The sequence below is a fragment of the Paractinoplanes brasiliensis genome, assembly GCF_004362215.1.
Classification (GTDB): Bacteria; Actinomycetota; Actinomycetes; order Mycobacteriales; family Micromonosporaceae; genus Actinoplanes; species Actinoplanes brasiliensis.
In genome coordinates, this window is sequence record NZ_SNWR01000001.1 from 2,281,355 (window position 1) to 2,294,159 (window position 12,805).

Genomic DNA, 12,805 nt, shown 5'->3' on the forward strand with positions numbered 1-12,805 from the left:
GTGCGGTCAGCCGCTCTCCAACCTGCGCGCCATCTCGGCGATGGCGCTGGGGTCCGGATCGGTCGACTCGATCCGCACAACCGTGCCGTCAGGACGCTCCTGAGTGATGGTGAACGCCGCCGGCGCGGACCGGGTACGGCGCCAGTTGAGGATTTGGACGAGCAGATTGCCGGCGGTCAGAGTGCTGGTGATGGCAAGCGACAGCACCTGGATGTCGACCCCCTGGTCCTCCGGATCCGCGGACCGGCCGTAGCGTAGATCGCCGTCGCGCTGGACGTCCCGGTCCGCTGCCAACCACTCGCGCAGGGATTCCGTCTCCTCCGCACTCGCTTCCACTCGGAGTTCTAGTCGCACATCTTTGTCCTAGTTCTGAGATCGAGGGGCAGAAAGAACATATCGAATCGGATACGCGCTGTCACCATTCGTAATCGTCGAGAAACGGCCGATCGGTCTGACCAGCGGCTAGTAGTCCCAGCGCAGAAAAGTTCGGACAAAACGTGGAGGCGTTCCGCGTTCGCCGCCTTCGCACGCCACCGATCCCCAACTCTGGGCGCGGCCGAGCAACACGGACCCGCACGGTCGCGCCACCGACCCGTAGGCGTTCCCGCGATGTGGTCCTGAGCAGGGGATACATTGGTCGATTCGGGTCTGGGGGACGCGCTGCGTGCAGCGCACCGCGAAGGGGTGGCGCACAATGACGGCACCACCTTCGGAACCTACGAACGCCTCAGCAGCGACCCCGACTCGAGGACATCGACCACCTGACCGCTTGCGCAAGCGGTCGATCACCGGCCCACCCATGGTGGTTCGTCGGTCAGGTCGACGAAGGAGCCGCTCCAGCCGTGACTCCATCGGCGCGCCTCGTACTCGCCCAGCTCAGCGTAGATCGGCCCGGCCCATTCGAGGCTCAGCCCGCACCGGCGTCGCCTTCAGGCACGGGTTCGAACCGTGACACCTCCGGCCGCCGGCCGTCCGGCATATGAGGCAGGGACTGGCTCGCGACCGCCACCCAGACGGTCGGCCGAGGCGACCTCGTCGGCATCGCCAGATAGCGGGTCAGCGTGTTGCCGCCGTCCCAGCCGATCCAGGACTCCCACTCCACCACGCCCCGGAAGGATCTAGGGCCGGAGACGTCCGCCTGAAGGTCGAGGTTCGCGCGAATGACGTCATGGATGAACGCCGTTGCTTTCTGGGGGAACATGTCGCCCGTTGTGGGCCGCCCGGCGCAAAGCCGTCACAGCATGGACATCGCGGTCGTCAAGACGCTTCGACGACACCCTCGTGGCGAGCCAGGCTCGGGCGTCGACATCGGTGAGGCGACACCCGGCTTAATAGATCTTGAGGAAGGTCACCGCTCCCTCATCAAGCCTGACTTCTTTCTCCTTGGCGAAGTTCACTCGGCGCTCTTCGTCGATCACGACGTATCCGGCGTTGTTTCCTGACCACAAACGCGTGGCACGCCGGATGTAGAGCTGGTCGTCCTCGCCCGCATTGGCCCAGCACCTGCTGTCCTCGTACTCGAAACCGTCGCTGGTCCACGACCAGTACCAGATCCGGAGGTAGCCGCCTTCGTTGCAGGCCACCAGGTTGAGTGCATACGCGGGCGCCGCCGGAACGACGGCGGCCAGGCTCAGCAGCATGGCGCCAGCCAGCATCCGCAGGTTTCGGGACCATGTCTTCACAGATTCCCCCCACACAGTTGATGTTGATGAAACGATATGCGTCGATTTTTGGGGAGGATTGAATTCGCCGTGAACTTCTGTGGAGCAGTTCATTCCTCGTGACGGCCGCCCACAGATGGAACGGGGAAGGCATCTGCTTGCCGGGTCAGGCGTTGAGGAACATCAGGACGGCGAGGACGCGGCGGTTGTCGTCGTCGGACGGTGGCATGCGCAGCTTGGTGAAGATGTTGTTGATGTGTTTGCTGACAACCTTCTCGGTGATGAAGAGCTGGGCGGCCACCGCGGCGTTGGAGCGGCCCTCCGCGATGAGCCGTAACACCTCGTGCTCGCGGGCGGTCAGGCCGGCCAGGGGTTCGCGGCGGGCCAGCATCTGGGCGACCACCTCGGGGTCGAAGGCGGTGCCGCCGCCGGCGACCTGCTGCACCGTGGCGACGAACTGTTCGACGTCGGAGACGCGTTCCTTGAGCAGGTAGCCGACTCCCCCGGCCTGGTCGGTGAGCAACTCGCGGGCGTACAGGGGTTCGACGTGCTGGGACAGCACCAGGACGGGCAGGCCGGGGATCTGGGTGCGGGCGGCGATGGCGGCCTTCAGCCCCTCGTCGGTCTGGGTGGGCGGCAGCCGTACGTCGATGATCGCCACGTCGGGGCGGTGCCGCAGCAGCGCGGGCAGCAGCGCCGGGCCGTTGTCGATGGCGTCGACCACCTCGAAGTCGAAGGCCTTGAGCAGGCGGGTCAACCCGTCGCGGAGCAGGGTCAGGTCCTCGGCGATGACGACACGCACGGCAGCTCCATGGTCACGACGGTGGGACCGCCCGGCGGGGACGTGACGGACATCGTCCCATCGAAGGCGTCGAGCCGTCGTTCGATCCCCTGCAGTCCGGTGCCGTGCCGCGGGTCGGCGCCGCCGTCGCCGTCGTCGCCGACCTCCGCGAACAGCACGCCGCCGGTGTGCCGCAGGGTGACCCAGGCCGTACGGGCGTTGCTGTGCCGGATGACGTTGGCGAGCGTCTCGGCCACCGCGAAGTACAACGCCGACTCGACCGGGGTGTCGAGGCGGCTGGGCAGGTGCGAGGTGACCGTGGTGCGTACCGGCAGGCTCATGGCCAGGGCTTGGACGGCGCCTTCGAGCCCGCGCTCGGCCAGCACCGGCGGGTGGATGCCGCGGACCAGGTGGCGCAGCTCGACCAGGGCGGTGGTGCTGGTCGCGCGGGCCTCGGCCAGCAGTTTGAGCGCGGCGGCGGGGTCGCGCAGCACGAGCCGTTCGGCCAGCCCGATCGTCATTCCTACGGCAACCATGCGGGCCTGGGCGCCGTCGTGCAGGTCGCGTTCGATCCGGCGCAGTTCCACGGCCTGCGCGTCGATCGCGCCGGCCCGGGACTCGGTCAGGTGCGCCACCCGGAGCCGCAGTTCGGCGCCCCGGGTCGGCGCGAGGAACAGCCGCGCGAACCGCAGGTTCACCGTACGGAGCAACGGCGCCACGATCAGCCCGACCGTCACCACGACCAGGCCTTGGGGCAGCGCCAGCCAAGCCTCGGCGAGGTTGGTGGTGGGCCAGAACAGGCCGTACCCGAACCAGATGCCGCCCAGGAACAGCCACAGCGGGACCAGCAGAACACCGGCCAGGCCGTACCCGGTGATCGTCAGGACCAGCAGGCCCAGCCCGATGGCGACGAGCGCGCCGGGCAGGAGCCAGGCCGCGTCACGCCAGGTGGCCGGATCGGTGAGCAGCCACCGCAGCCACTGCCTGTCCCCCACCTCGGCGGGATCCGGCCGGGGCGTGTAGGGCCGCCGCATCGGCACACCGGCCCGGGTGCCGATGCGGCGTTCGAGGTCGGCGCGCCACCGGACGACCGTGGTGGCCAGCCCGAGGAACTCGGGGCCGAGCACCGGCACCGGGCCGAGCACCAACCCCACCAGCCACAGCCCCAGCACGGCCGGGTTGAGCAGGGCGAGGCCGATCGCGAACAATCCGTCCGCGACGGCGCTCAGGCCGGTGCGCACCCGGCCCCGGATAGTCATGACACCATCATGGCTCGGCGGCCGCGGGAAAGCAGACGACCAGGGGTGCCAGCACCCCCACCCGGGTGGGGCCTCGCACTCCCGACCGGACGGCCCGGCTCGATCAGACTGGACCGATGACGGCAATCACGGTGCGACCACGGGCGAGCACGGCCAGCGATTTCGCGGCTCTGAAGCGGAAGGTCGACGCGGCCGGGCTGCTGCGGCGGCAACCCGCCTATTACGCCCTGCGTCTCGCTGTCGTCGGCGCGATGTTCGCCGGCGGCTGGGCCGCCTTCTTCCTGATCGGCTCGTCGTGGTGGACGCTGCTGGTGGCGGTCTTCCTCGCGGTGACCTTCAGCCAGGTCGGCCTGGTCGCGCACGACCTGGCGCACCGTCAGGTCTTCCGCACCAAACGGCCCAGCGAGATCGCCGGCCGGATCAGCGCCAACCTGGGTGTGGGCATGAGTTACGGCTGGTGGATGGACAAGCACACCCGCCACCACAACAACCCCAACCACGACGACCTCGACCCCGACGTCGCCCCCGAGGTGCTGATCTGGGCCACCGAGTCGGCGTTGGGCCGGCGAGGGCTGGCCGGTTTCGTCACCCGGCATCAGGCGGGGCTTTTCTTCCCGCTGCTGACGCTGCTCAGCACCGATCTGAAGGTGTCCAGCATCAAGGCGCTCCGGGTCGGCGTGGTGAAACGGCCGGTGCTCGAGTCGGTGCTGCTGGGAATCCACGCCGCTGCCTACCTGTCGGCGTTGTTCGTGGTGCTGTCGCCGCTGCAGGCCCTCGCGTTCCTGGTCGTGCATCAGGGGCTGTTCGGCGTCTACCTGGGCATGACGTTCGCCCCCAACCACAAGGGCATGCCGCACCCGGACGGCACCGAGGACTATCTGCGCAAGCAGGTGGTGACCTCCCGCAACGTGCGGGGTGGCTGGTTCGTCGACATCGCGCTGGGCGGACTGAACTATCAGATCGAGCACCACCTGTTCCCGGGGATGCCGACCCCGAACCTGCGTAAGGCCCAGCCGATCGTCCGCGCGCACTGCGAGCAGGTCGGCGTCCCGTACGTGGAAACCGGTCTGATCGAGTCGTACCGGCAGGCGCTGCGGCATCTGCACGAGGTCGGCGCTCCGTTGCGGGCGAGCCGCGCCCGGTGAAACCCGCCGTTGGGCCGGCGCCGCGGCATATGACGGTTGTGCGAAAAAGCTGAACGGGGGTCGCTGAAAGGACCGGTCAAGCCCGAGAATGTGAGCCGATCATGGGGTGGACACCGGCTGTCACCATGGGTTCACGACCACGGGACGGGGGACGGTCCGGAGCATGGGGTTTGTCGACGCTGCGCTGAGTTTCCCGACCGTTCTCCTCACTCCCCTGCTCGTCGTGGTCATCGGGTTCTGGATTGTTGTCATCGTGGGCGGCGCGGACCCGGATGCGGGGTCGGAGGCCGGTGACGGTGGCCCGCTCGACTTCGCCGGGCTGGGTGGCGTGCCGGCGCCCATCACGCTGTCGTTGCTGGTGGCGTTCGCCTGGTTCGCCAGCCTGGCCGGCGGTGAGTTCCACGGGCCGATCCCCCTCTGGGCCGTGCTGCTCGCCGCCGTCGCCGTGGCCTGGGTGCTCACCCGCATCCTGGTGATTCCGCTGCGCAAGATGCTCCCGGACGGGCCGGACGCCTCCCGCGCCGACTTCGTGGGGCTCACCTGCGTCATCCGCACCGGGCGGGTGACCGACACGTTCGGCCAGGCCGAGGTGCACGCGCCGGACGGGTCGTCGGCGATCGTTCAGGTACGGCAGGCCGGCCACGACGATCTGCGTGCCGGTTCTGAGGCTCTTCTTTACGACTTCGACCCGGACGGCGAGTTCTTCTGGGTCGTTCCCACCGATATCGCAACAAGGGGTCATTGATGGACGTTGTCTCCACCGGGTTCGGTGTGCTCGCAGCCGTGGTGCTGCTCGTGGCCATCGGTGTGCTGTTCTTCGTCAGCCGCATGTTCCGCAAGGTCGAGCAGGGCAAGGCGCTGATCGTGTCGAAGGTGCGCCGCGTCGACGTGACGTTCACCGGCGCGATCGTGCTGCCGGTGCTGCACAAGGCCGAGATCATGGACATCTCGGTCAAGACGATCGAGATCACCCGGACCGGGCGTGAGGGTCTGATCTGCAAGGACAACATCCGGGCGGACATCCGGATCACGTTCTTCGTGCGGGTCAACAAGACCACCGAGGACGTCATCAAGGTGGCCCAGGCCATCGGCACCGACCGGGCCAGCAGCGAGTCGACGCTGCAGGAGCTGTTCAACGCCAAGTTCTCCGAGGCGCTGAAGACGGTGGGCAAGCAGCTCGACTTCGTCGACCTGTACACCCGGCGCAACGACTTCCGCGACCAGATCATCGAGGTGATCGGCACCGACCTCAACGGGTACAGCCTGGAGGACGCGGCGATCGACTTCCTCGAGCAGACGCCGCTGGGCTCGATGGACCCGAAGAACATCCTCGACGCGCAGGGCATCCGGAAGATCACCGAGCTGACCGCGATCGAGGCGGTGCGCACGAACGACTACCGGCGCAACGAGGAGAAGGAGATCACCCGCCAGAACGTGGACGCCAAGGAGGCGATCCTCGAGCTGGAGCGCCGGCAGGCCGACGCGGAGATCAAGCAGCGCCGCGAGATCGAGACCATGCGGGCCCGCGAGGAGGCCGAGATCGCCCTGGCCCACGCCGAGGAGCGGCTGCGCGCCGAGGGCGCCCGGCTCAAGACCGACCAGCAGCTGGGTGTTCAGGAGGAGAACAAGCGCCGCGAGATCGCGGTGGCCGAGAAGAACCGCGAGCGGGTCATCGCCATCGAGACCGAGCGCATCGAGAAGGACCGCATGCTCGAGGTGATCGGCCGCGACCGCGAGACCGAGCTGTCCACGATCTCGAAGGACAAGGAGGTCGAGGCGGAGAAGCGGCTCATGGCCGAGGTGATCCGGGAGCGGATCGCGGTCGAGAAGACGGTCGCCGAGCAGGAGGAGAACATCAAGCGCCTGCGTACGGTCGAGGAGGCCGAGCGCACCCGCCAGGCCGTCGTCATCCAGGCCGAGGCCGAGGCGCAGGAGTCCCTGGTCAAGGACATCAAGGCGGCCGAGGCGGCGGAGGCCGCGGCCAAGTTCAAGGCCCGCGAGGAAGTGCTGCTGGCCGAGGCGCGTCAGCAAGCCGCCGAGCTCGACGCCCGCTCGAAGATCCGGCTGGCCGAGGGCACGCAGGCCGAGGCGGCCGCGGCCGGGCTGGCCGACGTGCAGGTGCGCGAGCGCAATGCCGAGGTGATCGAGAAGACCGGCCGGGCCGAGGCTGCCGTCGAGCGCGAGAAGGCGCTGGTGGCCGCGGAGGCGATCCGCGAGAAACTGAAGGGCGAGGCCGAGGGCCTGCAGGACAAGGCGGGCGCGATGGCGGCCCTGGACGACGCCACCCGCGAGCACGAGGAGTACCGCCTGCGGCTGGAGATGGAGAAGGAGATCCGGCTGGCCGGCATCACCGTGCACCGCGAGGTGGCCGAGGCGCAGGCCAAGGTGCTCTCGGCGGGGCTGGAGAAGGCCGACATCGACATCGTCGGCGGCGACTCGATGTTCTTCGACAAGCTGATCGGCTCGATCGCCCTGGGCAAGAGCGTGGACGGCTTCGTCGAGAACTCGACGGTGGCTCAGAGCCTCGGCGCCCGCTACCTCGACGGCACGGCCAGTTTCGCCGACGACCTGGGCCGCGTGGTCGGCTCGGTGTCGACGTCCGACGTGGCCAACGTCAGCCTGGCCGCCTTCCTCACCCAGCAGATCAAGAACGGCGGCAAGGACGCCGGCAAGCTGCGTGAGCTGCTGGCCGCCGCGCAGGAGATGGGTATCGCCGACGGCAAGGTGCCGGCGGCCCGGTGACCGCGGAGACCATTGACGCCGGCACCTACGAGGTGCTGCGCGGCCGGCTGGGGGCGCGTGCGCGCGAACTGGCCGGCCGCGCGGAGGCCCTGAACGCCCGGCGGATCGAGACGTTCGGCGGGCGCGGGACCACGCTGCTGCACACCGACCGGATCCGGACCGAGAACAACTGTGTGCCGCGCGACATCGCGCAGGTCGGCGGCGTCATGCTGTTCGGCTACAACGTGTTCATCGGGCTCAAGACCGAGACGTCGATCGCCGACGTGTTCGCGGTGCACCGGTTCACCGGCAAGACTTTCGAGCCGGCCACGCTGCCCGGGCTGCTCGACGACCCGGCGTTCGAACGCGACTTCGCCGAGCTGTACCGCTATTACAAGCAGACGAAGCTGCAGCAGCTGCGCCGGATCGAGAACCTGCTGCTGGCCGTCTTCCAGACCGGCGCGCGCGGCGACGACCTCAAGGTGCTGCGCTGGCGGGTCGGCGCCGACGGCTCCGTGTCCTACGTGGACAACCGCGGCGAGCGTGACCACGTCTTCCCGCCGCAGCACGACTTCGAGTGGATCGTCACCGGCCGCGAGCACCACGTGCTGGGCCGGCACCCGCACGTGTCGATCGAGGATCAGGTCTTCGTCGAGACGGTCGGCGGCTCGCTGACGGTCAAGGTCGAGAACAACACCGAGAACGGCGAGGGGATCTTCTCCGAGCCGGTCGACGAGCCGCTGCAGAGCCTCGCCGACGCGGGGATCTCGTACGCCCGGGTCGGGCCCCTGATTCTGCTGCGCGTCCTCCCGTACCAGGAAACGGTCTTCCGCTTCTTGGTCTTCAACACCCGCACCAAGGACGTGCGCCGCCTCGACGGGATCGGGCAGGCCTGCCGCCGCCTGCCGGACGACCAGGGCGTCATCTTCCCGGGCGGCTACTACCTGGCCACCGGGGCCGCGAAGACGTTCGACGCGGACACCACCGACCTCGAGTTCGAGCGCGCGATCCACTCGGTCAACGGCGAGGACGTGCTGTACGTCTTCCACGCCCGCACCACCGGCCGCTATCTGCTGCTGCCGTACAACGTGATCCGCAAGGAAGTCGCCACCCCGATCGTCGGCAACGGCTACTCGCTGTTCGACGACGGCACCCTGGTGGTGTTCCGCACCACCACCGACGAGCCGGCCCGCGTGCACCCGATGCAGGTGTGGCAGACCCCGTACGAGTCGGACACGCACGCCGCCACGCGACCGGCCGGGGACGGCCCGCTCGACCGGATCGGCAACGCGGACCTCGTACGGGGAATTGCCGACGCGCTCGCCGTGGACCGCATGGTCGAGGAGATGAGCCCGTCCGGGCCGGTCTTCGAGGCGATCATCGCGGCCTGCGCCCGGGTCGCGGACAGTTATCACTGGCTGGGCGACCCCGAGCTGGAGAACCTGGGCGAGCCGCTGGCCGAGGTGCGCGCCACCGCCGAGCAGGTGCTCGACGAGTTCGAGTCGGTGCAGGTGCTGACCGCGCAGGCGGCCGACGCGGTGACCGCGGCCGAGAGCAACGCCGCCTCGCTGATCGGCAAGGCCCGCGCCGAGAACCCGACCACCACCGGCGGCTGGGTGGCCCAGCTCGGCGGGCTGCGCCAGGAGCAGGGACGGCTGGCCGGGCTGCGCGAGATGCGTTACGCCGACGGTGCTCGCATCGACGCCGTGGACGCCAACCTGTCGGCGGCGGTCGACGAGACGGCCCGCCGCGCGGTCGAGCACCTGCAGCGGCCGGACGCGTTCGCCGACTACGAGTCCACGGTGGAGGATCTGGTCGTGTCGGCCGGCGCAATCGCCACCACGGCCGAGGCCGAGCCGGTCACGGCCCGCATAGCCGAGCAGTTCGACGGTCTGCAGGCGGTCACCGAAGTGGTCGGCGGTCTCGACATCGCCGACGCCACCGTACGGGTCGGCATCCTCGAACGCCTCGGCACCGTGCTGGGCGGGCTCAACCGGGCCCGCGCCACCGTCGAGGGCCGCCGCCGGGAACTGGCCGCGCAGGAGGGCCGGGCCGAGTTCGCCGCCGAGTTCGCGCTGTTCGGGCAGGCGGTCAGCGGCGCGCTGGCGGCCGCCGACACCCCCGAACGCTGCGACGAGCACCTGACCCGGCTGATGGCGCAGATCGAGACGCTGGAGACCCGGTTCGGCGAGTTCGCCGACTTCGCCGAGCAGCTCGCCACCAAACGCACCGAGGTCTACGAGGCGATCTCCGGCCGCCGCCAGGCTTTGCTGGACGAGCAGGCGCGCCGGGCCGACCGGATGGCCGACTCGGCCCGGCGCATCCTCGACACCGTGCGCCGCCGGGTCGGCACGCTGACCGACACCGACCAGGTCAACACGTACTTCGCCACCGACCCGATGGTGGCCAAGCTGCGTTCGATCACGGGTGACCTGCGTACGCTCGGCGACCCCGTACGGGCGGAGGAGCTGGACGGTCAGCTCAAGGCCGCCCGCCAGGACGCGGGCCGGAGCCTGCGTGACCGGCAGGACCTCTACACCGACGGCGGCCGCACCATCCGGCTGGGGCGGCACTCGTTCGCGGTCAACACCAGCGCGATCGACCTGACCCTGGTGCCGCACGCCGGGGAGCTGGCGTTCGCGATCACCGGCACCGACTATCGCGGGCCGATCCGTGACGAGGGGTTCCTGTCCACCCGTACGTTCTGGGAGCAGCCGCTGGTCTCCGAGGACGCCCACGTCTATCGGGGTGAGCACCTGGCCGCGGCGGTCTTCGCGGACGACCCCGCGGCGGCGGTCGCGGCGCTCACCGACGACAGCCTGCGCGATCTCGTACGCCGGGGCGCGGAGGCCCGCTACGACGAGGGCTACGAGCGGGGGGTGCACGACGCCGACGCCGCGCTGATCCTGGCCGCGTTGATCCGCCTGCACACCGGGGCCGGGCTGCTGCGTTACGAGCCCGAGGTGCGGGCGGAGGCGCAGCTGTTCTGGGCCTTCGGCACTACACCCGGGCAACGCGCGCAGTGGTCCCTGCGGGCGGCGTCGCTCGCCCGGTTGCGCGAGATGTTCGGCTCGGCGGGCGCGGCCTGGGACGAGTTGTGCGCCGAGCTCGGACCGGGCGGCGAATACCTGGCCGAGGAGCTGGCCGCCGCCCCGGACGGGTTCGCCACCGGCGCCGGGGCCCGCACCCTGCTCGACCGTTTCCACCGCGAGCTGGGCGGGCCGCAGTCACCGGCCGGGCGTCAGTACGCCGCCGACCTGCGCGCGCTCGAAGGCGACCTGGACGCGCGCCGGCAGTTGGTGCACGCGTGGCTGAACGCCTTCCGCGCCGCCAAACCGGACGCCGGCGACCCGGCCGACGTGGTCGAGGCTGTGGCCGTCGAGCTGACCGACCTCACCCGGTACGAGGTGTCGGCCTCGCTGACCGAGACGGTGACCGGCCTGCTCGGCGTGCACCCGCGGATCAGCGAGGGCGCGTTGACCGTACGGCTGGACGATCTTTTGACGCGGACCCGTGAGCTGCGGGAGAAGCGGATGCCGGCCTACCGCGCCTACCAGAGGCAGCGGGCGGCCCTGGCCACGGCCGAACGGGACAGGCTGCGGCTCGACGAGTTCAAGCCGCGGGTGATGACCGCGTTCGTGCGCAACCGCCTGCTCGACGAGGTGTACCTGCCGCTGATCGGCGACAACCTGGCCCGCCAGCTGGGCGCGACCGGCGACGGCAAACGCACCGACCAGTCCGGCCTGCTGCTGCTGATCTCCCCGCCCGGCTACGGCAAGACCACGTTGATGGAGTACGTGGCCGACCGGCTCGGCCTGATCTTCGTCAAGGTCAACGGTCCGGCGCTGGGGCACGGCGTGACGTCGCTCGACCCGGCCGACGCGCCCGACGCGACCGCCCGGCAGGAGGTCGAAAAGATCTCGTTCGCCCTGCAGATGGGCAACAACGTGCTGCTCTACCTGGACGACATCCAGCACACCAACCCGGAACTGCTGCAGAAGTTCATCTCGCTGTGCGACGCCCAGCGCCGCATGGAGGGTGTCTGGGACGGGCGGACCCGCACGTACGACCTGCGGGGCAAACGGTTCGCGGTGTGCATGGCCGGCAACCCGTACACCGAGACCGGGCGCCGTTTCCGGGTGCCGGACATGCTGGCCAACCGGGCCGACGTGTGGAACCTGGGTGACGTGCTGGCCGGCCGGGAGGACCTGTTCGAGCTGTCCTACCTGGAGAACGCGCTCACCTCGAACACCACGCTGGCGCCGCTGGCCGCCCGCGACCGGGCCGACCTGCCGTTGCTGCTGCGCCTGGCCGACGGCGACGACTCCGTACGGGCGGACAGGTTGTCGTACCCGTACTCGGCGGCGGAGCTGGAGCAGGTGCTGTCGGTGCTGCGCAAGATGAAACGGGCGCAGCGAGTGGTGCTGCGCAACAACCAGGCCTACATCGCCTCGGCGGCGCAGTCGGACGCGGCGCGCACCGAACCGCCGTTCCGCCTGCAGGGCTCGTACCGCAACATGAACAAGCTGGCCGAACGCATCGTGCCCGCGATGAACGACGACGAGCTCGAAACGGTGATCGACGACCACTACCTGGGCGAGGCGCAGACCCTGGCCGCCGGGGCCGAGGCGAACCTGCTCAAGCTGGCGTCGCTGCGCGGCCGGCTGAGCCCTGAGCAGGCCGCGCGCTGGGAGGAGGTCAAGGCCGCGTACCGCCGCGAACAGGCACTGGGCGGCGCCGACGACGACCCGATGGTGCGAGCGGTGGGCGCGGTGGGTCTGCTGGCCGACCGCGTACGGGAAATCGAGTCGGCCATCCGCGAGGTCAGCGGCCCTCGACCACCCGTTTGAACGCTGCGGGCTGCCCGCCGTCGGCCCGCCGGATCGCCGCCCGCAGCAGTCCCGCGAACGGACGCCAAGGCCCGGTGACCCGGCAGTCGGCGGTCAGGGTGACCCGGGTCCGGTCGCCCTCCGGCTCGCAGGTGTAGGTGTAGGCCGCGGTCACCCCGCCTTGGGCCGAGCGCACGACGACCGTGCGGCCGGGTTCGACGACCTCGATCCGGCCCGTACGGTCCCGGCCGCGGGCCCGGAAGGTCAGCTCGTTCCCGGCCACCCGGATGCTGTCCACACCGGACATCCAGGCGGGGGCGGCGGGCCAGTCGGTCAGCCGCGCCCAGACCTCGGGTGCCGGCCTCTCGACGGTCGCGGAGGTGGTGAAAGCAGTGGTCACGGCGGTCAG

General features: G+C 69.9%; 10 protein-coding genes. 4 read left to right on the forward strand and 6 right to left on the reverse strand.

The window, feature by feature from the left end:
* Positions 1 to 6 precede the first annotated feature (6 nt).
* The 5 genes from C8E87_RS10020 to C8E87_RS10040 form a co-directional block, all read right to left on the reverse strand.
* On the reverse strand, positions 7 to 336 hold the full coding sequence (locus C8E87_RS10020) for an effector-associated constant component EACC1 (RefSeq protein ID WP_133872829.1): 330 nt from the start codon (positions 334 to 336) through the stop codon (positions 7 to 9).
* 571 nt (positions 337 to 907) lie between these two features.
* Complete coding sequence (locus tag C8E87_RS10025) at positions 908 to 1,201, reverse strand: hypothetical protein (protein ID WP_133872830.1); 294 nt, start codon at positions 1,199 to 1,201, stop codon at positions 908 to 910.
* A 127-nt stretch (positions 1,202 to 1,328) separates the two neighbouring features.
* A complete protein-coding gene (locus tag C8E87_RS10030; protein ID WP_133872831.1) occupies positions 1,329 to 1,682 on the reverse strand; it encodes a hypothetical protein in 354 nt (117 codons plus the stop codon).
* A 145-nt stretch (positions 1,683 to 1,827) separates the two neighbouring features.
* Positions 1,828 to 2,463, reverse strand: a complete 636-nt coding sequence (locus C8E87_RS10035; RefSeq protein ID WP_133872832.1) for a LuxR C-terminal-related transcriptional regulator — start codon at positions 2,461 to 2,463, stop codon at positions 1,828 to 1,830.
* The gene (locus tag C8E87_RS10040) at positions 2,436 to 3,701 is read right to left on the reverse strand and encodes a sensor histidine kinase (RefSeq protein ID WP_133872833.1); all 1,266 of its coding nucleotides are present in this window, start codon (positions 3,699 to 3,701) and stop codon (positions 2,436 to 2,438) included. The genes C8E87_RS10035 and C8E87_RS10040 overlap by 28 nt, the downstream gene beginning before the upstream one ends.
* 116 nt (positions 3,702 to 3,817) lie before the next feature.
* Between C8E87_RS10040 and C8E87_RS10045 the strand changes: the two genes are divergently transcribed.
* The 4 genes from C8E87_RS10045 to C8E87_RS10060 all read left to right on the forward strand — a co-directional run bounded on the left by C8E87_RS10045 (position 3,818) and on the right by C8E87_RS10060 (position 12,417).
* Positions 3,818 to 4,846 carry a fatty acid desaturase family protein gene (locus tag C8E87_RS10045; RefSeq protein ID WP_133872834.1) on the forward strand — a complete coding sequence of 343 codons (1,029 nt, stop codon included), beginning with the start codon at positions 3,818 to 3,820 and terminating at the stop codon, positions 4,844 to 4,846.
* Positions 4,847 to 5,009: 163 nt separating this feature from the next.
* Positions 5,010 to 5,591 carry a hypothetical protein gene (locus C8E87_RS10050; protein ID WP_133872835.1) on the forward strand — a complete coding sequence of 194 codons (582 nt, stop codon included), beginning with the start codon at positions 5,010 to 5,012 and terminating at the stop codon, positions 5,589 to 5,591.
* Positions 5,591 to 7,588, forward strand: coding sequence for an SPFH domain-containing protein (locus C8E87_RS10055; RefSeq protein ID WP_133872836.1), 1,998 nt, complete (start codon positions 5,591 to 5,593; stop codon positions 7,586 to 7,588). The genes C8E87_RS10050 and C8E87_RS10055 overlap by 1 nt, the downstream gene beginning before the upstream one ends.
* A complete protein-coding gene (locus tag C8E87_RS10060) occupies positions 7,585 to 12,417 on the forward strand; it encodes a DNA repair ATPase (protein WP_133872837.1) in 4,833 nt (1,610 codons plus the stop codon). Before C8E87_RS10055 ends, C8E87_RS10060 begins: the two co-directional genes overlap by 4 nt.
* Here C8E87_RS10060 and C8E87_RS10065 read toward each other — a convergent pair.
* Complete coding sequence (locus C8E87_RS10065; protein ID WP_166661135.1) at positions 12,392 to 12,796, reverse strand: SRPBCC family protein; 405 nt, start codon at positions 12,794 to 12,796, stop codon at positions 12,392 to 12,394. The genes C8E87_RS10060 and C8E87_RS10065 overlap by 26 nt on opposite strands.
* Between the last annotated feature and the right edge of the window lie 9 nt (positions 12,797 to 12,805).

Bases quoted from the DNA above. Each gene is read 5' to 3' on its own strand.
- C8E87_RS10045 (WP_133872834.1), top strand. From the start codon at position 3,818: ATGACGGCAATCACGGTGCGACCACGGGCGAGCACGGCCAGCGATTTC.
- C8E87_RS10025 (WP_133872830.1), bottom strand. From the start codon at position 1,201: ATGTTCCCCCAGAAAGCAACGGCGTTCATCCATGACGTCATTCGCGCG.
- C8E87_RS10040 (WP_133872833.1), bottom strand. From the start codon at position 3,701: ATGACTATCCGGGGCCGGGTGCGCACCGGCCTGAGCGCCGTCGCGGAC.
- C8E87_RS10055 (WP_133872836.1), top strand. From the start codon at position 5,591: ATGGACGTTGTCTCCACCGGGTTCGGTGTGCTCGCAGCCGTGGTGCTG.
- C8E87_RS10050 (WP_133872835.1), top strand. From the start codon at position 5,010: ATGGGGTTTGTCGACGCTGCGCTGAGTTTCCCGACCGTTCTCCTCACT.